Genomic DNA, 19,305 nt, shown 5'->3' with positions numbered 1-19,305 from the left:
TCCGCCCCGCCCCGTATGTGCTGCACCATTTCCGACATCTCCTGTTTGACCTGAATCTCGTTGTGCCCGAGGGTATTACGATGCGGACTGCCGAACCGGCCACAAGTTGTGAGATGAGGTTGCGGAACCGGGATATCCGCGCTGGTTCCGGCCTTCGTACCCATTGTCAGAACACTCGCCGGATGTATCCGTACTCCGAAAGTCCGTACCCGTATGTGCCGGCGGAATCGGTAAATCCGACCACCTCGTCGAACGCCGCGAAAGTCGGGCCATTGCGCTTGGGCAGACCGATCGGACACCAACCGCCCCATACCCGTTCATCACGATGGAGGGTCCGAGTGCTTCCGTCCTCGAGATCGACGGTCACCTCGTAGGCGAAGCCGGCACGGTCCTTGGGCAGATGCACATCTGTGATCATGATTGTCTCGGCGCCGTTGACGAGGGCACCGCCTGTCTTCTGACGTCCATCGGGATGCACATGCTTGATCACCGAGACGGCGTAATCATCGAATGTCGCCCAGAGATAGAAGTACTCTGGGAACTGTTCCGAGTCATCCCGATATCCCCAAGTCCTGGTGCGGAATCCGAGTGCATCGATGTCGTAGTCGATGCCGTCCAGCCGCAGAGCTCCCGTCAAGGTCAAACCGCTCTGAAAGTGTTGCAGGGGGTCTTGATCCGCCAGTGCGGGAATCGAACCGCCTGGCCCGTAGTCGATCGCACCGAACTGCGGGGCCATCGTGAGTGTGCCCGACAGCCTCTCATGCTTGTACTCGATTGTGCCTTTGAGGTCGAATTCGGCTGATTCGCTAGTGAAATGGGTCGACTGAGGAGGGAGTTCCTCGATCAGGTCGAACTCGTGGCCACCGAGTGAGATATTGGCTTGGACTTTCGTCGTCGGGTGATTGGGTGAACCGTTCCAATGGAGGAATCCGTATGACGCCGATTTCGGATCCCAGAACGCGATGTAGATGTGGTCCTTCCACGGCTGCCTGCCATCCTCGATCGTATCGAGGGCAGGGTGGCTGAGTGGGCCCCACACCGGGTCGCGTCTGTACTCGGCTTGAAGTCCTTTGGCCACATCGGTCACAGTCATTTTTTATTTTCCTCTCATCGCTCAACGGGTAGTTGAGTTTCATCTTTACGTTTCGGCGCGAGCGAGGATCTCGATCGTGCCCTTGGCGCCGTCGACCCTGACGAGGTCACCCGTCGATACCGTCCGGCTGGCAAGTTTCGTGTTGACCACACAAGGAATCCCGAGCTCCCGCGCAACCACTGCGGTGTGGCTCATCACCCCACCGATGTCCGCGATGAGGGCAGAGGACAGGAACATGAGCGATGCCCAGGCCGGATCCGTGTCCCGTGCAATCAGGATCTCCCCTTCGGCAAGATGCGCGTCCGCCGGCTGAAGAACAACGCGGGCAATACCTTCGACCACGCCTGGGCTGGCGGGTGTTCCTTCGATCAGCTCAATCGCAGAGCGTGAGGTGGGATCGATCTGTTCCGGTATGCCCTGCCATGCGTCGGGTACTTCGAACGTCTGGTATCGCCTACGAATGTCCTTGCGCTGCTTGATGAGAGCCCGAGCGTCGGCAGGCGGGACACCCTTCACTTCGTCGCGCGTGAGGTAGAAGACGTCCTCGACATCGTCGATCACGTTGTCCGCCACCAGATACTCACCCATCCGTCGAACCGCCGACCGTGCGACATCAAGGCCTTGCAGAAAAGCAACTTTCGAGACCCCCCGCATCGGCAGATAGATCGATGCCAACTTCAGCACGAGGCGACCGTGAGGCCGACGTCTCGCCGGAAGCGCACGCAGGAATTGGGCCTCGAGGCCTACGCGCTGCTCGGCACGACGCGCTTCCGCCTGGTGCGGATTCTCACCCTCCGGCCTGAGCCGATAGGCGGCAACCTGTTCGTGGATCATCGACGGATCCTCACGCCAGGTTTTGTTCGAGAGTTCGCCTTCCTGCCATCCGTGATAACCGTGCTCGGACAGGAAATGATCGAGCGTGATCTTCTCGCGCGATAGGTCCCACATGTCCTTGACCAGCTCGGTTTCTTCGTGGCCCCCGTACCCCGCGACCAACTCGTGGACCGATACCTCCGACTGCGTGGACGCCAGAGTCGCGAGCATCTTGCTCACCGTGGCGAACGCACCCATGGTCAGGCGCACCTGCAGACCCAAGCTGTAACTGAAATGGTCATACGCCTCCTCGATCAGTTGCTCGACCCCGGAACGGGATGCCGTGGGAAGGCGCTCCAATGACGTTCGCCAGAACGCCGCGACGCGCGAACGGTTCCTCCGCATGAGCGGCGGAACCGAGAGGAATGGGGTCGGGAACTTGAGCAGCGCCGCCAGGGAGTACATCCTGCTGCTTTTCCTGGTCAAGCTTCCTGTGAGAGTGGAGAAGAATTGCGACACCAGGGCTTCGCCACTCATCCCCGGCACTCGGTCCGCCCACGTCGCGAGCAGGTCGACGCGCATGGCGCACCGGCCGTAGAACAGGCCGAGAATCCATTCCTTTTGATCGTTTGGGATCCGAGATTCCGAGGCTGACAACGCGCCTATGTGGTGGAAATGGTTCCGCAGGGCGTACTCACCTCCTTCGCCGAAATAGGACCATGTCATTGGCGTCTCGACACCAGGGATCGCTTCCTGGATGTTGGTCACCGTCCACAGAGCGGTGGTATCACCCGTGGCGTGCAGAAGATTCACGTCGTTGGGGTCCGCGGGAGCGAAGCCGACCTTCGCGATCGACGGCGACTCTTCCGATGATCGCGGCGTTCGACTCCAGACCGTCTCCGGCCTGGTCTGCAGGAGGTACAGATCCCGAACTCCGTTGCGCCCTGGCGCAAGTGCCCACTCGACGTCCTGAGGAGATCCGAGTACTTGCTCGATGTGCGCCCCCAGTTCCGCGATCGCGCGAAGCTCGGCGTCTGAAATCGACCTCTGGTACCGCTCGTTGTCGGGCACTGGGGCCAGAACCACCGCATCGGAAGGCTCGACAACACGATAAGCGCGAGCCTTCTCCCGAACTTCTGATCGCGTTGTCTCAAAAGTACTGTGGTCGACCCAGAAGCTGTCGGAGCCGGTGTCGCCCTTGACCACGCCCTCGCCCAGTCCGAAGGCGGACTCGACGTAGATGCTCGAGCGATCCCCTGTCGCGGGATCCAGAGTCATCATCACTCCGGCCGCATCCGCGGGAACCATCCGTTGCACGACCACTGCCATCGCGAGATCTTCGGTGGACACAGACAGGTTCGACCGATACCCGATGGCCGCAGCGCTGAAAAGGCTTGCCCAACAGCTGAGTACGTGATCGACGACGGCATCCGCACCGCGGATCCACAAGTACGTGTCCTGTTGGCCGGCAAAGGACGCGTCGACGGTATCCTCCGCGGTGGCGCTCGATCGAACAGCGACCGGCGTCTGCCCGCCGCCGAGGCCTGCGTACGCCGATCGGATCTCGGCTGCGACACCTGACAGGAGACGATCCCTGGTGAACAGGGCACGGATCTCGTCCGACGATGCGGTCAGCTGGTCGTGGGTTCGGGCCCCCTGGGCTATTTCGGCGATGCGCTCCCTGACGTCATCTGTGATACACGCGAAGTAGGCCTCGGTGGTGATGACGAATCCTTCTGGAACGGCCAGGTCGTGTGCCAGCAACTTCCCCAGGCCGACCGCCTTGCCTCCAATCAAAGCGATCGACTGGGGTTCATTCATCGAGCTCGAGTACGTACTTCATGAATCCTCCGGTACGTGACGGTTCAGGGGGCGAATCCGCGCGCCAATATCGATCTCGAGGCGACATCGCGCTCGACCGTTTCGGTCCGGGTCGTTCCCTCGAGATGACTGCGCTGCGTGTCCCACAACCGTAAACAGTTACCTGCGTCACGTCAACGATCATTCACATTTTGCTGGCCGAGCGCTCCCCAACCGCCGATCAAGATCTACAGATGCGTCGAAGACGCCGTCATTTGCGCTGGTAGTGGCCGCCATACAAGACGATCGACATCGTCCACCTATCGGAACGCTCTTCAGCCATCGCGTAAACGATCGGTCTGGCGCTCCGTTCCATCCCGCTCCGAGCGCAGCAACCAGCCGAAGCTCACAGGACCACCCATCCGGCACCACACCAATTTGAGATTTTCGTTCTCCAAATAGCTCCGGCTCGGCTACCCTGACCCGAGGGCCCACTCCCCAGCGCCCCACCGACCGGGATACACCTGCTGGAGGCAGCAGTGCTCAACGTCGATCTCGAAAGTCACCAGCGAAGATGAACGCAGCGATCATCCGCAAAAGCCCACCCGCATCCCGCACCCAGCGCTACCGTCCACGTTCAGCCGGTCAGCAGAACCCCTGTGACGCAGGCGAATTCATCATGCGGCCAGTCCCAGTGGACGACCTTGCCAACCCTGGAGAGCAGTTGGTATGACGAGAATTTCCCCTTCCCGCACCCCGGTCGAGCCGGCGCTTCCGCTCGAACCCACACAGGACGAGCGGCTACTCCGAAGATCGGTGTCGTCGATTTCTCGCAAGTACGGACCGGACTATTTCCAGAAGGTCGTCGACGCGAAGACCGCACCGACCGAGCTGTGGAACGAACTGGGCAATGCGGGCTTCCTCGCCGTACATATTCCCGAAGAGTACGGCGGCGGCGGAGCAGGCTTGTCGGAACTCAGCATGGTTGTCGAAGAGACCGCCGCCGCCGGCGTTCCAGCATTGAGCGCGGTGTTCTCAGCCGGGGTCAACGGCACGATTCTTGCCCAGCACGGTACGCCCGAGCAGAAGCGACGCTGGCTTCGCCCATTGGCGGAGCGTGCTGCGATGAGCTCGTTCGCCATCACCGAACCCGACGCCGGGACCAACTCGTTCGCAATCAACACCTGGGCGAGACCAGACGGGGACGCCTTCGTCATCAATGGCATGAAGTACTACATCTCCGGGATGGAGGAAGCCGAGTACGTCCTGGTCGTCACGCGCACCGGAACCGACGAACGAACCGGACGCGGGCGGTTGACGCTGTTCGTCGTGGATGCCGATGCGGAAGGTATCTCACGCCAGGTCATTCCGACTGCCCTGCAGGTGCCCGAACGCCAGTCGACCGTCTATTTCGAGGACGTACGGGTCTCCGCTGACCAGGTTATCGGCGAGGTACATCACGGGATGAAGGCAGCGTTCGCCGGAATCAACGCCGAACGCCTGCTCGTGTCATCGATCTGCATCGGCATCGGGCGCTATGCGCTGGACAAAGCGGTTGCGTACGCGAACGAACGTTCTGTTTGGGGCGTTCCCATCGGGAGCCACCAGGCTGTGGCGCATCCGCTGGCGGAAGCGAAGATCGCGATCGAATCCGCCAAGCTGATGACAGCTCGAGCCTGCGCTCTGTACGACGCAAACCTCAACCCCGGCGAGTCGAGCAATATGGCCAAAGTTCTCGGTGTCGATGCCGGCCTCCATTCCTTGGATTCGGCGATCCAGGCCCACGGTGGCAACGGCGTCGCGCTCGAGTACCAGCTGTCGAATTACTGGTTTCTGCTCCGCATGCTGAAAATCGGCCCGGTATCCAAAGAGATGGTGCTCAACTTCATCGCGGAGCACACGCTCGGACTTCCCAAGTCCTACTGAACCTCGCCCTCTCGCCGCCGCCCCACATTCCTTGACCGAGTGGGGGTCTCGGGACTCCGACATGCTTGGGCAGCGCTCTGGGCGCGAGCCGCCGCCCGCCCGACGCGAGGCTGGGGAAGCCACATTCACTGAACCCTGGTAGCCATCGCCCCAGGCGCCGACCGCGGTATGCGTGGTCCGCGCCTCGCATCAAGTTCGGCCGGACAGACGCGACCAAGGTCTGTTGCGAGGGGGCGATGGCCGCCAACCACGGATATGCCTTGTAGGCTGATTTCGGCAAACACCACGCCAGGGTGTAGGTCGTCAGTGATACCGCAAGAATGACCCGGCTCCAAGTTGGTCCTCGCACGAGATTGACAAGGAGTCGGGGACTTCTGTCCAACCTGATCGGCGATCTTCTCGACCGTCCGGCATTCGGGGAGACCGGGGTGCGACAGCTCAAGTTCCGGGATGTGATACAGCTCGGGTGGCCAGCCCATTTATCCGAAACTCAGTTTCTGAATGGACGACGACGCTGCCGCAGACTGCACCATTACGTTGCGAGACCGGTCGTGGTATTCAGCGCGGGCGGTGCGTTGCGATAACGCGCTGGCGTGCGCGCCAGCGAGATCGGATTACGTATCTGCGCAACACCATCAGGATCGTTCTCGGGACGGACGATCGGTTCCAGCCCCAACCGATCGGCAAGCTCGATCGCCTGCCGTACGTCGTTGATCGGTGCACACGGAACGCCCACAGAGCTGAGAATCTCGAACCACTCATCTGCGGTCTTCGCACACAGCGCCGTCTCGAGTTCGGTCACCAACGTCTCACGATGGGCGACCCGATCGGCGTTCGTCCGATACCGCGCGTCTTCTGCCAATTCGGCTCGGCCGATCGCGGTTACGAGCTTGAGAAACTGACCGTTCGTGGTCGCCGCCACCGTCAACTGCCGATCCGCAGTAGTCAGGGGCTGGTACGGCGCGACGCTCGGATGCGCATTACCCATCAACTTCGGCACGACGCCGGTAAGAATGTGCGCCGAGGCTTGGTTGCTGAGCGCCGACAAGACCGATGAAAGCAGATTCACCTCCACCAACTGGCCCTCGCCCGTACGGCTACGCTCCAGCAGAGCGGTCTGAATGCCTATCGTCGCGTGCAGTCCGGTGATGATATCGACAAGCGCGACACCCGCTTTCGCAGGCCCGGTCTCGGGATTCCCTGTGATGCTCATCAGACCGCCGGCAGCCTGAGCGATGAGGTCGTAGCCCGCCAGATGCGCTCCACCCACCGATCCGAACCCACTGATCGAGCAATACACAACACCCGGGTTGAACTCCCGCACCTGCTCGTAACCGAGACCCAGCTTCGCCATCGCCCCAGGTCGGAAGTTCTCGATGACGACATCACTGGACCGCGCCAGTTCGAGAAGCTCGTCCCGAGCCGTCGCATCCTTGAGATCAATTGTGTAAGAACGCTTGTTGCGATTCACCGCCAGGTAGTACGTCGACTCCTCACCGAACCATGGCGGCCCCCAGCTACGAGTATCGTCGCCCTCCCCTGGACGCTCGATCTTGATCACCTCCGCCCCGAAGTCGGCGAGCAGCATCGTGGCGTACGGCCCGGCCAACACCCTGCTGAAGTCGAGAATTCGGATCCCGTCCAATGCAGCAGTAGTCGTTCGGTCCATGTCATGCCTCCGTGGGTGACGATCGGCGGATCGGAGCCGCAACGAGGTGTTCGCTCAGACCCAGCGCTGGAGTACCGACGACAGACGTGCCGCCGGACTCGACGGTCCAGTGCGCGTGGTTGAGCTGATGGATTGTGAAGCTCGCGTTCAGCGCAGCGGTGAAACCCATCGCATCGACGCTTTGATTCACCGAATCCTTGATGGTCAACGCGGTCATGGTCGGCAATTCCGCGATGCGCCGCGCGAACTGTTCGGTGCTGACCTCGAGTTGATCCGCAGCAAAGATCTTGCTGACCATACCAAGCCGGTGCGCCTCGTCCGCACCGATCGAATCTCCAGTCAGGAGAAGCTCCTTCGCCTTCCGCGGACCGAACTCCCAGGGATGACCGAAGTACTCGACCCCACACATTCCCAACCTCGTGCCCACAACGTCGGCGAACTCGGTGTCATCAGCGGCGACGATCAGGTCGCAACACCAGGCCAGCATCAGTGCGGCGGACAACACCTTGCCGTGAACCTGCGCGATCGTAATCTTCCTGAGATCACGCCAGCGCCGCGTGTTGTCGAAGAAGTAGTGGTACTCCTGCCGATACCGACTCTCGACAGGCCCACCGGTAGCACCGTTGCACGTGAACGTCCGATGTTGGTCGGGACCTGGTTCCCGTTCTGCCCGCATTTCACCGGTGCCCAGGTCATGTCCGGCCGAGAACGAAGGCCCATTGCCGGACAAGATGATCACACGAACTGTGTCGTCGCGCTCCGCGCGACCGAACGCGTCATCGAGTTCGACGAGCAGCCCGCGGTTTTGAGCATTGCGATACCGCGGCCGATCGAGCTTGATGCGGACGATTGTTCCATTGGCAATCGTGTCATAGCGGATGTACTTGTACTCCGACATCGGTGCGACTCCTGCCTTGGGCGCGACATCTGGTCACCATCAGTGCCGCATCCCACTTCCTGAATCGAGGCTCCGCCAGGCGGCAACTCGGGGTGGGCTCCATCATCAACTGAGCGCGCTGGTGGACGTATCTTCGCTGGGGATTGGCATCGCCAGTGATCGCACCAGGAATGAACTCAGAGCCGCGGGACTTTCGAACATCGGATAGTGACCAACCGATGGCAGAATCTCCAGCACTGCCGACTTCAACCGTGCCTGTAGCCACTGCGCACCGGCCGCGGGGTGCACACGATCCAACTCACCGACGACTTGCATGACCGGCATCGTCAGCCGACCGATGTACTCGATCTGATCGGTCGCGTACATCTGCTCGAAGCAGGCGATGGCGGACCACGACGGCATGTCCTGAAATATCCGTGTAAGGAAGTCGAGCACCGCCGGATCGGGATCCGAGGCGAAGCCCGCTGCGAGGGTTCGGCGACGACTCGCCACCGGGTTGGTCCGCTCGGCTGTCACCAAAGCGTCCAACATCTTCTCGGGCGGCGCCCCGAAGGGAAACTCGTCGGAGCGAGCCGCGCGGACTCCGTTGCTGCCGACCAGAATCAGACGCTCGACCAAGTCGGGGCGAAGAGCGGCGACCGCGAATGCCACCATCCCGCCGAACGAGTGCCCCACGAGAGAGAACCGGTCCACCCTGAGTCTGTGCAGGGTGTCGATCAGCAGATCTGCCTGTTCGACAGTCGCATAGCCAGTCAATGGCTTGCTCGAACGGCCCGTCCCGAGAAGGTCCACACAGATCACTCGGTGAGTGGAGGCCAGACTCTCCACTTGACCGTCCCACAATCGATGGTCGAGGCCGAAGCCCGCGAGCATCACCACTACCGGCCCCGAGCCCACCTCCTGCACATCCAGGATGGGCGACAGTTTCACACCGACTCCGTCGAAGTCCGTGTAGGAGCCGACCCCATCGGACTCCACGTGCCGGTGAACGTCGTGCACAGGGCCCCGTCACGGTTCGTGACATCGACCCGTACGAAGACCAGTGACCTACCGGCTTTCACCACTCGGGCCTCGAACCGCAAGGGGCCGAAGGCCGGCCGCAGAAACTCGCCGGTCAACGTCGCCGTTGCTGGAAGCCCTGCTGCGCCGAGCACGGAAATGGCTGCGACACCGCCGGAATGATCCGCAGCGGCCGCCACGAGCCCGCCGTGCGTGGCTCCGTTCGGGTTGAGCGGCCACACCGAGTCCTCCAGGTGGAGAACTGCGTGACCTGGACCGACCTCGCTGCACCGAAGATGCATCGCAGCGGCCGCGGGAACCTGACAGGCCCAGTCCGGCCAGAGGTCCCACTCGCCGATCGGCGGCGCAACAAATCTCGAGTCTGCAATTGTCATGTCGCACTTGCTCCAATCTCTGCCCAGATCCCCGCCTCGCCAGCCGCCAGCACACGCTCGCCGAGCATCCGAGCCCATTCCGGCTCGGGCAGATCAGCATCCCGCCATGCCCAGAGTGCGGTGGTGAAACGGTGCAGCGGATACTCACTTGTGGTCCCTAGCGCTCCATGCAGCTGATGTGCCAAGCGGGCACACTCCGTTGCGCACCGCGCCGCTACCACACGCGCGGCGAAGGCCGAGGAAACACGCACTTCGAGGTTTTGTCCGGACAAATCTGGAAGTGCCGTCTGCAGCGCAGCGTCGGCCTCCAGCACCTTGGTCCGGATCGTGGCGATACCCGAGGCTACCGCTGGGATCTTTACCAGCGGCGCGCCGAACTGCTCGCGAGTACGTACATAGTCTCGGGTGAGTTCGTAGGTACCGCGCACGGCTCCCGAGACAGCCGCCGCCCGCAGCAATGCGAACCTGGCCCGGATGGTATCGGGGTCGGGTGCGTGCTCGAGAACGACACGAGCGCTCCCATGGCCAAGGCTGACCGTGTCGCTCGGGGACCGAGCCAGGTCCAGCTTGGGATCGACATCAACGGCGGTATCGGCGATCGAGATGACAACTGGTCTGCCCTCGCTCGGGCACAGAACCACGTGGTCGGCACAGTGCCCCCACGCAACAGAAGGAACCGCCACCGGATCTTTCAGTAGAGCTTCTTCGGACAAGTCGACCAGTACCGACGTGACGAAACCGGTGAACAGCTCCGTGGAGCTCGCTTCTGCAAGAACCCAACGGGCGATCGAGGTTTCGATGATCGGTACCCGGGAGCCGAAGTATCCTGTCGTCTCGACGATCACGGCGAGATCTGCCATCGTGCCCCCGGACCCTCCGTGGTCCTCGTCCACGCCGACATCGAGCAGTCCAGCCTCTTCGAATCGCCGCCATAGCGATGTCACATCAGCGGTGTTCTCAGGTACCTCGTCACCGACGAGATCCTGTACCAGTTCTCGGAGAGCATCGTGTTCGCTCATGCCCTCGCCTCCTCCTTGGCAATAATCGACAACAGGACGTCGGACGCACCACCGCGGATGCTGAACCCTGGCGAGGCGATAAGGGCTTGGCCGAACACACTTGTTGGGCCGCAATCCTGGTGCCGAAGGATCGTTCGCGCTGCGGAGACGACGTCGCGTTCGAACTCATTGCCGAGGAGTTTCAGTGTTGCCGCTTCCTGAACGGGCGCCCGCCCTTCATCGAGGTTGCGCGCTACATTCATGCACAGTCGGCGAAGGCCACTGAGTCGCGCGTAAAGGGCGCCGAACTCCGCAAGGTCCGACTGCTCGCCGTGGACAGCGCATTCCTCAACCATGGCCGCGAGCACCGGATACGTCGAGAGCACCCGCTCCGCTCCCCCACGCTCGAACGAAAGCTGTTCGAGGACTTGTTTCCAGCCTCGCCCTTCGGTCCCGATCAGCCGATGCTCGGGCACGAACACGTTGTCGAAAGCGACCTCGTTGAAGTGGTGCTCGCCGGCCATGTCGACGATCGGCGTAACCTCCACCCCGGTCTCGGACATATCGACTACAAACTCGCTGAGTCCGTCGTGTTTGCGCTCGGTCTTCTCGGTGCGCGCTAAGACGTAGGCGTGTGTCGCGCGATGCGCACCACTTGTCCAAATCTTGCGGCCGGTCAGTCGCCATCCTCCATCGACCCGGTGCGCCGTGGTGCGCACGGCCGCGAGATCCGATCCAGCGCCGGGTTCGCTCATTCCGAGGCAGAACAGGAAATCTCCTCGGGTGATCCCGGGCAGAATCTCCTCTTTCAAACGCTCCGATCCGTGACGCAGAATCGACGGGCCGATCTGCCGGTCCGCGATCCAGTGCGCCGCAACCGGAGCCCCCGCCCGCAGCAGTTCCTCGGTGGCGGTCAGTCTGGCAACGTTGCTGAGCCCGCCCCCGCCGTACTGCACCGGCCATGTCATACCGATCAGCCCCCGGTCGGCAAGCTGCTTACTGAAGTCGAGATCGAAAGACCGGACCCATGAGTCGCTGCGAGGAATGTATCGGCCTCGGTCCCGCCACTCGGTTACGAGTTCCCGCACCGTGGTTCGAATTCTGCCTGGGTCACCGTCGATCCTGGCTACATTGGTCGGCATCGAGTTCTCCTCGGTTCGATTCGGCTACTTCAGCCCGAGAGTCGTCGAGATGACCTCTCGCTGAATCTCGTTCGTTCCGGCGTAGATCGTGGGCGCGATCGCATCGCGGAGGTTCTTCTCCATGCCGTACTCCACGGCATAGCCGTACCCGCCCATCAATTGCACCCCTTCGAGCGCCACGGTCTTCGCGGTCTCGGTGAGTTTCACCTTCGTGATCGACGTCTTGCGGACGATCTCCTCCGCAGGCGCATTGCCGAGCTCCACCGCCTCGATGGTTGCGTAGGCCAGCGCTCGCGACGCTTCGATTTCGATGGCTAGATCAGCCACCCGATGCCGGATCGCCTGAAACGAGCCGATCGGCTTGCCGAACTGCTTGCGCTCCCGCAGATACGCCACCAGGTCATCGAACGTCCGCTGAGCCATCCCGAGCGCTTCGACGCCGGCAACGAGCCGTTCGCCGTTGAGCCCGGCCATAAGCTGGTGCCAGCCGTTGCCCACCTCGCCTACGACATTGGCGTCCGGCACGAAGACATCGGAGAAGTACAGGTCGTTGACCAGCGCACCGCCCATCGTCTCGATACCGATGATCGTCAACCCTGGAGCGTTCGCCGGAATCTCGAACATCGACAGACCGTCCTGTCGCCGATCACCCCTGGAAGTTCGCGCCACCAGAAGGATCGAGGCCGCATGCTGCGCGGCAGAACACCATGTCTTCTGCCCGTTGATCCGGTAGCCGCCCTCGACACGCTCGGCTTTGCACGCAATGTTGGCCGCGTCCGAGCCGGCTTCGGGTTCAGAGATACTGATCGACATGGGCGCACCGCCGGCGATCGCGGAGAGCATCGATTTCTTCTGCGTCTCGGTGGCGAATCGCTTGTAAATTCCAGCGACAGTATGCGTTGAACCGATGGCGTGGACCGGCGCCAAACCTCGATAGAGTTCCTCGTGCAGCAGGCACTGGTCCATGAGCCCGCCCCCGCTGCCGCCGTATTCTTCAGGAATCGAGATCCCGAGATACCCTGCGGCAGCAAGCTTCCCGTAGACAACGTCGCTGTGTGCGTGCTTGCCGTTATGAGTCAGAGCATTGCGCTGTTCCCGGGTCCCGCACTCTCGTTGGCAGAAGTCTCGCAGGGCCGCGACAAGATCACGCTGTTCCACTGTCAAGGACATGTCAGCGCCCCTCGTACTTTCCGACGCGCTTCTGCTTGAACGCCGAGACGGCTTCGGCGAGGTCATTCGAGCCGAGCGTGGCACCTTCCCACATCAGCGCCGTTTCGACGACCTCCCCGGCGCGCTGCCGGGTCAGTTGATTCAGCGCGAACTTGGTTCCCCGTACACCGAGCGGCGGCAGCGCGGCGATCCGTTCCGCAATCGACATCGCGGCCGACTCCACCTCGCTGGGTTCGTCGACCAGATCGGTCACCAGACCGAACTCGTAGGCCATCTCGGCTGTGAGAGCGTCCCCGGTCAGGAGGTAGCGCCGAGCGCGCAGCGTTCCCACCGATTGCGGCCAGAAGAGCGCGCCGCCATCACCTGCGGTCAGACCGACGGCCACATGCGTATCAGCGATGCGCGCGTTACGCGATGCGACCACAACGTCGCTGCCGACGGCTACGGTTGCGCCGAGTCCGATCGCCGCCCCCTGAACACCGGCTATCAGAGGTATCGGCAGGGTGGTGATCACCTCCAGCAGTTTGCGCGCCCGCTGTAGCGCCGCGAGGCGGGTCTCGAGGTCGACGTTGCATTCGAGCATGAGGTCGAAGTCGCCACCTGCCGAAAAGACCTTTCCCTGCGACAGCAGCACGACGACCCGAGCCGTCGGATCATCGGCGACAGAAGCGAGAGCACTGGTCAACTCCAGTTCGAGTGTCGCGTCGAACCGATTGAGCACATCGGGCCGATTCAACGTGATCACGAAGATTCCGTCCCTGGAGCGGACGTCGAGCGCCCCGAATGCGGTCACAGTGCTGTCCTCCTGATTGCCGGATCGCGGTCCAGCACGCGCCGTGAGCGTGCACCGCAGCACGAGCACGAAGCCCGGCCTTTTTGAACATTACCGTCTCAATATATCCGGGCAACGGCGGCTGGGTCAACAATCCACGCAGGGTTGCGACGTGCCGGGACACAACAAGACGGAGTCATGTGCCATGGTTGTGAGAACGCAAGTCCTAGCACGAGGATGACAACGACCATGACGGACGACACCACCACGGAGACAACGGCTGTCGCGCGTGAGCGCCGGGGGCCGGGACGGCCAAGGCGCGAAATCGCCATGGCCGACGTTACCGACGTCGCAGTTCAGCTGTTCTCCGAGGGCGGCTACGACGCCGTCTCGATCGAAGCCGTTGCTGAACGCCTCTCGGTCTCGCGGGCAACCCTTTACCGGACCGTGTCGACCAAGGACGATCTCCTGGGAATCGTGCTGGAGCGACTCACACACGAACTCAGCGCCGGCGCCGCCGAACTGATGGCCAAGGCCGACAACCCTGAGGATGCCTTGCTCGGACTGCTTCGCCTGCAGATTGAGGCGGCAATCAAGACCCGGCGCTATCTCGCAGTCATGTTCGGCGGAATCGGTCTTGCGCCCGAGGCATACGCACGCTGGCAAGAGTGGAGTCGCAACTACGAGTCGATCTGGACGACGGCGGTTACGCGAGCAATGAAGGCCGGTGTACTTCAGTGGTCCGATCCGCGGATCACCACTCGCCTGTTGCTTGGCATGGCCATCTGGGTGTCTCGCTGGTATCGAGAGACGGAGGGCTTCACGCCCGAAGAGATCGCGGAAGCAGCGGTTCAGCTGATCTCTCCACACCGCGCAAAGTGAGGCGTGTGAACCAAGTTCACCGCTGACTCATTGCCGCCGTGTCCCAGTAGAAGGCCCGGATGGTGTGCACACGCCCGTCGTCGAAGGTCCACCACTCGAGGGCATCCATTGGCCGACCCGCCAACGTTATTGTCACCGAGGCGAAAAGGTTCAGCCCGGAGTCGTCGGTGAAAATCCGATTCACCACGAGTGGCACCTTGCCTGCCGCCGGGCCGAGAAAGGCGACAATCGACCGACGGCCGGCCAGGACCCCACCCCCCGGAAGCGACTCCGGCCTGGTCAAGGTTGCATCCTCGGCGAAAGACCTGCACACGACCTCTTCGACGGATCCCCGGGAACCGGACGCCATCGCACGGTAGAAGCTCATTGCAATCTGTTCGGGCGTGACCACGGACGACCTCCATCGGCAGCGGCCTCGCGACACATCGGTTTCGACACGCGCGGCGATGAGACCGCGACTTTCGATCATTGACGTGCAGCAAGGCCTGAGACTATGTTATTGAAACATATAGTCTCATATTTTCCCGGGGTTGGGCAGCTCCACCCCATCGAGGAGCCCTCATGCATGACGTCGTCGTCCTGTCGGCCTGCCGAACCGCGATCGGCACCGCGTTCAAGGGAAGCCTTCGCAACGTCCCCGCCGCCGACCTGTCCATTCCAGTGGTCAGAGAGGCGGTGAAGAGGTCGGGCGCAGAGGGCAACAGCATCGACGATGTGATCCTTGCCGAATCCCTTTACGGCGGTGGAGTGCTTGCTCGATACACCGCACTCGAGGTGGGACTGCGAGGGGTTCCCGGCCTGGCCGTCAATCGTCATTGCGCCGGCGGTTTGACAGCAGTAACGACCGCTGCTGCAAACATCGGCTGCGGTGCCGCGGATGTGATCGTGGCGGGCGGCGTCCAGTCGTCCTCAACAGCTCCAACACTCACCGAACCGCTCGATCGCACGGTCGACTGGGTCTCCGAATCGCATCGTCCTACGTCAGAGGCCCCAGCCCACGACATGTCGATCACTGTTGGATGGAATACCGCTCGCCGAATGGGCATCTCCCGATCCGAGATGGACGCGTGGGCTCTGCGCTCACATCAGCGGGCAGTACATGCCATCGAATCGGGCCAGTTCAAGGATGAGATCGTTCCTCTGGATGTCACACAAAAGGATGGCTCGGTGGCGGCTTTCGCAACCGATGAGCATCCACGACCGGACACCAGCCTGGAGCGATTGTCGGCCTTGCGGGTGCTGCATCCGGAGATTGCCGACTTCTCGATCACTGCGGGTAACTCGAGCGGAATCAACGATGCGGCCGCGGCCCTGGTCATCGCGGGAGCCGACGCCGCCGACCGGATCGGCACTCGCCCCCTCGCCGCAATCAGGGGCTGGGCCGCTGTAGGTGTCGAGCCCGAAGAGACCGGCACGGGGGTAATCGCGGCCATACGGAAAGCCCTGGACCGAACCGGCGTATCAGTGAATGCGGTCGACATCTGGGAGATCAACGAGGCGTTCGCCTCCGTTCCGATCGCCGCCGTGCGCGAACTCGGACTCGATGAGAGCCGCGTGAACCCGTGGGGCAGCGGATGTTCACTCGGGCATCCTGTCGCAGCATCCGGTGCGCGAATGCTGACCACCGTGTCCCATGAACTGTTCCGCCGAGGCTCCGGGATCGGGGTCGTCGCGATGTGCGCCGGCGGAGGCATGGCGGCTGCGGTCGTCCTGACGGCGGTTTGAACGAGACGGCTGCCGCGCCGTCCTCCGATACAGCCGCCAAATATTGAGACATTCCTACTCTAATCGCGTCGAGTGGCCTGCGAGTGGTCGTCCTCGCGCACCCACTCGATCCGGCACTTGCCCAAGAACGGTCAGGAGAAACCGATGACTGCAGTGGCCGCAGCAGCAGGCGACGGACATACGTCGGAGTCCGCCCCCGTCGCTGCCCGTACTCTGGCGGCGGCGTTCCAACGGACAGTCGCAGCGCACGCGGACAAAACCGGGCTTCGAACAATCGGCGGCGGAACGCATCTCACCTGGCGCGAGACCGGTCAACGGGTCAAGTCCATCGCCGAGGGCCTGTGGGCGCACGGACTGCGCAAAGCGGATTGCCTTGCCATCCTTGCGACGAACTCGGTCGAGAACCACCTCGTCGACTACGCCGCCGCACATATCGGTGCAGTTCCCTTCGGGATCTTCAACAGCTCTTCACCCGAGCAGATCACCTATCAAGTTGATAACGCGGGTGCCCGAATCGTCGTCACGGAACGACGATTTCTTGCCAAGGTGCAGACAGCGCTCGAGGCGGTAGTGCACGAGGTCCATCACATTGTCGTTCTCGATGAAGCCGCTCCCGGCACAGTCCCGCTCGCCGAGCTCGAGGCCGCATCGGACCCGGAGTTCGACTTCGACTCGGCATGGCGCAGCATCGAACCGGACGACGTCGAGTGCATCATCTACACCTCGGGCACTACCGGCCCACCCAAAGCCGCACAATGGTCGAACCGGACGGTGATGTCGCAACTGCGCGCACTCGACGCGGCCGTGCCCATGCCGAAAGACGCACTGGTGTCGTTCCTCCCGATGGCACATGCAGGCGGCAGGATCAACGGTCATCACATGGCCCTGATCAACGGCGCGACGATCACAGCATGCCCGGCCATGAACGACGTTCCTCAGGCGTTGCAGGACGCCCATCCCGACGTCCTCTTTTCGTCGCCGCGATTGTTCGAGAAGCTGCAGGTAGCTCTTGAAGCTCAGATCGAGGCCGAGCAGGACACCGCACTGCGGTCGCGCACACGAGCCGCTCTCCAGTTCGGACTCGAGGCCGCCCGCGCACTCGAGTCGGGCAGCACTTCCGCACTGGAGATGACCGACGATCTGCGCCTCAGGAGGCGTGAAGGGTTGTCGTTGTTCGAGCCGATCCTCGCGCGGCTCGGGCTCGACCGACTCCAAGTCGCCATCATCGGCGGAGCGCCTGTCGCCGCGGATGTGGTGTATTTCTTCCGCGCCGTCGGTGTCCCCATGCTCGAGGCCTATGGTGCGACCGAAACCTCACTCAATATCTTCAATCGCGTCGACGAGTACAAAACCGGTACGGCTGGAAAGCCACTACCCGGTGTCGAGATTCGGCTCGGGCCCGACGGTGAGATCCTCGCGCGCGCGGACATGAACATGATCGGCTACCGAAATGCGGACGCACAGAACGCATCTGCGATCGACGAAGACGGCTGGGTACACACCGGCGATATCGCAGAGATCGATACGGACGGTTTCGTGAAGATCATCGACCGCAAAAAAGAAATCATCATCAACAGTGCTGGTAAGAACATGTCGCCAGCGAATATCGAGATGGCGATCCTGGGTCAGAGTTCCCTCATCGGCCAAGTAGTGGCGATCGGCGACGGACGTCGATACGTGACCGCGCTGATAACGCTCGACCTGGATGCCGTTCCGGCCGCGGCTTCGCGATTGGGATTGTCCGATCGACCGATCGACGTAATCGTCAACTCCGCGGAGTTGCGAGCAGAGATCCAGGCTGCCGTCGACCGCGGTAACGAGCGTCTCAACAGCAACGAGCAGATCAAGAAGTTCATCCTGGTCCCCGGTGCATGGGCTCCCGACAGTGACGAACTCACGCCCACTGCCAAACTCAAGCGCCGCGTTATCCACCGCAAATACGCCGCCGACATCGAATCGCTGTACTCGTAGCCGGGGTTTGTGGTGATCCTCTCGCTACCACCAGGTCCCGCCCGCCTCGGTGAGCCGGCATCGGCCCCCACAGCGGCGTAAAGCCGTCAATCACCGGTTACGCCACCATCATTGGTTGACTGAACAGCCCCGAGGGCTGCCGATGGAGCCAGCCCCGAGCCACCAACCGCTTCAACCTCGGGCGCAACGCTTTCACCTTCGACCCGATCGATGGTCGGTATTCCCAGCTCCGTAGCGACCTGCCCGGCCCGCAACCCACGACCAGCCTCGACTGTCGCAGTAGTCCTGTTGCAGCACCGCCGCGGCGTCAATCCCGGGCACCCGCTGCGGCACCAGCATCACACCGACCAGCGACCGTGAGGTCGAAACCTGTTGCGACTGTGAGATATTCCGTCTGGCCGTGTATATCGGATCGGATCGATAATTCTGGCCCCCGGCCTCGGCCAGAATTTCGGCCATCGTCTCCCCCGTGATCGCCAGCCTCGATACCAGATGCTCGGCCACAGCCAGCTCGACTCCCAAATCACCAGGGCGCCAGCAACTTTGTGCCAGAGCCGTTGCCCAATGAACGCTGACACGTGGAGCGGAGGTCGGTGGTGCGGCACCGTTTGAACTTGACCGCCTGATTCAACGCTCGTACACATGCGTCGTGCAACGCGCTGCGCCGAGCTCTCTCCGCTGCGGGTCGTGCGACTGCCGCTGTAACTCATCGCAGGCCGGCAGGGTTCCTAGTTCCTCGGGCTGAGCACCAGTCGGTCTTCAGCGCAGGTCGGTCGTGCCTACTACCGCCCAACGCTTCGACGCCCAGGGTCCAGCTTTGGAATCCCCACGCAGAGATGGGCGGGACGAGAATCGGAAAGGGGTTGACTGTGACGGACCTCATTTATTAAGATATTACCTATCTCACAATCAACTCGACCCGTGAGGCCTGCCACTGCATGAGAAGTACTCCTCGGTGACCTTGTACCGTGTGCGCCGCCATGATCCATGGCCGACTCGATGGTGGGACGGGAATTGTTGTAGCAGAGTGGGCTAGCCGACTCCGACTGTAT

The 19,305-nt window shown here is 62.2% G+C and carries 16 protein-coding genes; 4 read left to right on the top strand and 12 right to left on the bottom strand.

The window, feature by feature from the left end:
• Positions 1–166: 166 nt before the first annotated feature.
• Positions 167–1,093 (bottom strand): hypothetical protein, encoded by a 927-nt coding sequence (locus ACFXIV_RS21620; protein WP_379396391.1) that lies wholly within the window; start codon positions 1,091–1,093, stop codon positions 167–169.
• A gap of 45 nt (positions 1,094–1,138) precedes the next feature.
• The gene (locus tag ACFXIV_RS21615; protein WP_379396392.1) at positions 1,139–3,727 is read right to left on the bottom strand and encodes a PEP/pyruvate-binding domain-containing protein; all 2,589 of its coding nucleotides are present in this window, start codon (positions 3,725–3,727) and stop codon (positions 1,139–1,141) included.
• Between the two features lie 708 nt (positions 3,728–4,435).
• Here ACFXIV_RS21615 and ACFXIV_RS21610 point away from each other — a divergent pair.
• Complete coding sequence (locus tag ACFXIV_RS21610; protein WP_379396394.1) at positions 4,436–5,632, top strand: acyl-CoA dehydrogenase family protein; 1,197 nt, start codon at positions 4,436–4,438, stop codon at positions 5,630–5,632.
• 532 nt (positions 5,633–6,164) lie between these two features.
• Here the strand turns inward: ACFXIV_RS21610 and ACFXIV_RS21605 are convergent.
• The 8 genes from ACFXIV_RS21605 to ACFXIV_RS21570 all read right to left on the bottom strand — a co-directional run bounded on the left by ACFXIV_RS21605 (position 6,165) and on the right by ACFXIV_RS21570 (position 13,696).
• Entirely contained in the window at positions 6,165–7,301 is a 1,137-nt protein-coding gene (locus ACFXIV_RS21605; RefSeq protein WP_379396396.1) for a CaiB/BaiF CoA transferase family protein, read from the bottom strand.
• A 1-nt stretch (position 7,302) separates the two neighbouring features.
• Positions 7,303–8,199, bottom strand: coding sequence for an enoyl-CoA hydratase (locus tag ACFXIV_RS21600; protein WP_379396398.1), 897 nt, complete (start codon positions 8,197–8,199; stop codon positions 7,303–7,305).
• Between the two features lie 105 nt (positions 8,200–8,304).
• On the bottom strand, positions 8,305–9,129 hold the full coding sequence (locus tag ACFXIV_RS21595) for an alpha/beta fold hydrolase (RefSeq protein WP_379396400.1): 825 nt from the start codon (positions 9,127–9,129) through the stop codon (positions 8,305–8,307).
• Positions 9,126–9,593, bottom strand: a complete 468-nt coding sequence (locus ACFXIV_RS21590) for a PaaI family thioesterase (RefSeq protein WP_379421313.1) — start codon at positions 9,591–9,593, stop codon at positions 9,126–9,128. The genes ACFXIV_RS21595 and ACFXIV_RS21590 overlap by 4 nt, the downstream gene beginning before the upstream one ends.
• Positions 9,590–10,612 (bottom strand): acyl-CoA dehydrogenase family protein, encoded by a 1,023-nt coding sequence (locus ACFXIV_RS21585; protein WP_379396404.1) that lies wholly within the window; start codon positions 10,610–10,612, stop codon positions 9,590–9,592. Before ACFXIV_RS21585 ends, ACFXIV_RS21590 begins: the two co-directional genes overlap by 4 nt.
• On the bottom strand, positions 10,609–11,733 hold the full coding sequence (locus ACFXIV_RS21580; protein WP_379396406.1) for an acyl-CoA dehydrogenase family protein: 1,125 nt from the start codon (positions 11,731–11,733) through the stop codon (positions 10,609–10,611). The genes ACFXIV_RS21585 and ACFXIV_RS21580 overlap by 4 nt, the downstream gene beginning before the upstream one ends.
• 24 nt (positions 11,734–11,757) lie before the next feature.
• Positions 11,758–12,903 (bottom strand): acyl-CoA dehydrogenase family protein, encoded by a 1,146-nt coding sequence (locus tag ACFXIV_RS21575; RefSeq protein WP_379396408.1) that lies wholly within the window; start codon positions 12,901–12,903, stop codon positions 11,758–11,760.
• 1 nt (position 12,904) lies between these two features.
• Positions 12,905–13,696: an enoyl-CoA hydratase/isomerase family protein gene (locus ACFXIV_RS21570; RefSeq protein WP_379396410.1), complete on the bottom strand. Its 792-nt coding sequence runs from the start codon at positions 13,694–13,696 to the stop codon at positions 12,905–12,907.
• A 228-nt stretch (positions 13,697–13,924) separates the two neighbouring features.
• Here ACFXIV_RS21570 and ACFXIV_RS21565 point away from each other — a divergent pair, with 228 nt between their 5' ends.
• Positions 13,925–14,557, top strand: a complete 633-nt coding sequence (locus ACFXIV_RS21565) for a TetR/AcrR family transcriptional regulator (RefSeq protein ID WP_379396412.1) — start codon at positions 13,925–13,927, stop codon at positions 14,555–14,557.
• A gap of 16 nt (positions 14,558–14,573) precedes the next feature.
• On the opposite strand, the gene ACFXIV_RS21560 is transcribed toward ACFXIV_RS21565, so the two are convergent.
• Complete coding sequence (locus ACFXIV_RS21560; protein ID WP_379421312.1) at positions 14,574–14,744, bottom strand: hypothetical protein; 171 nt, start codon at positions 14,742–14,744, stop codon at positions 14,574–14,576.
• A 374-nt stretch (positions 14,745–15,118) separates the two neighbouring features.
• On the opposite strand from ACFXIV_RS21560, the gene ACFXIV_RS21555 reads away from it, so the two are divergent.
• Together ACFXIV_RS21555 and ACFXIV_RS21550 are read left to right on the top strand one after the other, a co-directional pair.
• A complete protein-coding gene (locus ACFXIV_RS21555) occupies positions 15,119–16,282 on the top strand; it encodes a thiolase family protein (protein WP_379396416.1) in 1,164 nt (387 codons plus the stop codon).
• A 144-nt stretch (positions 16,283–16,426) separates the two neighbouring features.
• Complete coding sequence (locus ACFXIV_RS21550) at positions 16,427–18,253, top strand: AMP-dependent synthetase/ligase (RefSeq protein ID WP_379396418.1); 1,827 nt, start codon at positions 16,427–16,429, stop codon at positions 18,251–18,253.
• A 192-nt stretch (positions 18,254–18,445) separates the two neighbouring features.
• On the opposite strand, the gene ACFXIV_RS21545 is transcribed toward ACFXIV_RS21550, so the two are convergent.
• Entirely contained in the window at positions 18,446–18,757 is a 312-nt protein-coding gene (locus tag ACFXIV_RS21545) for a hypothetical protein (RefSeq protein ID WP_379396420.1), read from the bottom strand.
• Between the last annotated feature and the right edge of the window lie 548 nt (positions 18,758–19,305).

This window comes from Nocardia sp. NPDC059236, from assembly GCF_042754085.1.
Classification (GTDB): Bacteria; Actinomycetota; Actinomycetes; order Mycobacteriales; family Mycobacteriaceae; genus Nocardia.
This window is presented reverse-complemented; position numbering and strand designations above follow the sequence as displayed.

What these genes read in the sequence shown, in the direction of transcription:
- ACFXIV_RS21590 (WP_379421313.1), bottom strand. Translation starts at nt 9,593, where the DNA reads ATGACAATTGCAGACTCGAGATTTGTTGCGCCGCCGATCGGCGAGTGG.
- ACFXIV_RS21615 (WP_379396392.1), bottom strand. Translation starts at nt 3,727, where the DNA reads ATGAATGAACCCCAGTCGATCGCTTTGATTGGAGGCAAGGCGGTCGGC.
- ACFXIV_RS21575 (WP_379396408.1), bottom strand. Translation starts at nt 12,903, where the DNA reads ATGTCCTTGACAGTGGAACAGCGTGATCTTGTCGCGGCCCTGCGAGAC.
- ACFXIV_RS21565 (WP_379396412.1), top strand. Translation starts at nt 13,925, where the DNA reads ATGACGGACGACACCACCACGGAGACAACGGCTGTCGCGCGTGAGCGC.
- ACFXIV_RS21550 (WP_379396418.1), top strand. Translation starts at nt 16,427, where the DNA reads ATGACTGCAGTGGCCGCAGCAGCAGGCGACGGACATACGTCGGAGTCC.
- ACFXIV_RS21605 (WP_379396396.1), bottom strand. Translation starts at nt 7,301, where the DNA reads ATGGACCGAACGACTACTGCTGCATTGGACGGGATCCGAATTCTCGAC.
- ACFXIV_RS21620 (WP_379396391.1), bottom strand. Translation starts at nt 1,093, where the DNA reads ATGACTGTGACCGATGTGGCCAAAGGACTTCAAGCCGAGTACAGACGC.
- ACFXIV_RS21580 (WP_379396406.1), bottom strand. Translation starts at nt 11,733, where the DNA reads ATGCCGACCAATGTAGCCAGGATCGACGGTGACCCAGGCAGAATTCGA.
- ACFXIV_RS21600 (WP_379396398.1), bottom strand. Translation starts at nt 8,199, where the DNA reads ATGTCGGAGTACAAGTACATCCGCTATGACACGATTGCCAATGGAACA.
- ACFXIV_RS21555 (WP_379396416.1), top strand. Translation starts at nt 15,119, where the DNA reads ATGCATGACGTCGTCGTCCTGTCGGCCTGCCGAACCGCGATCGGCACC.
- ACFXIV_RS21585 (WP_379396404.1), bottom strand. Translation starts at nt 10,612, where the DNA reads ATGAGCGAACACGATGCTCTCCGAGAACTGGTACAGGATCTCGTCGGT.
- ACFXIV_RS21610 (WP_379396394.1), top strand. Translation starts at nt 4,436, where the DNA reads ATGACGAGAATTTCCCCTTCCCGCACCCCGGTCGAGCCGGCGCTTCCG.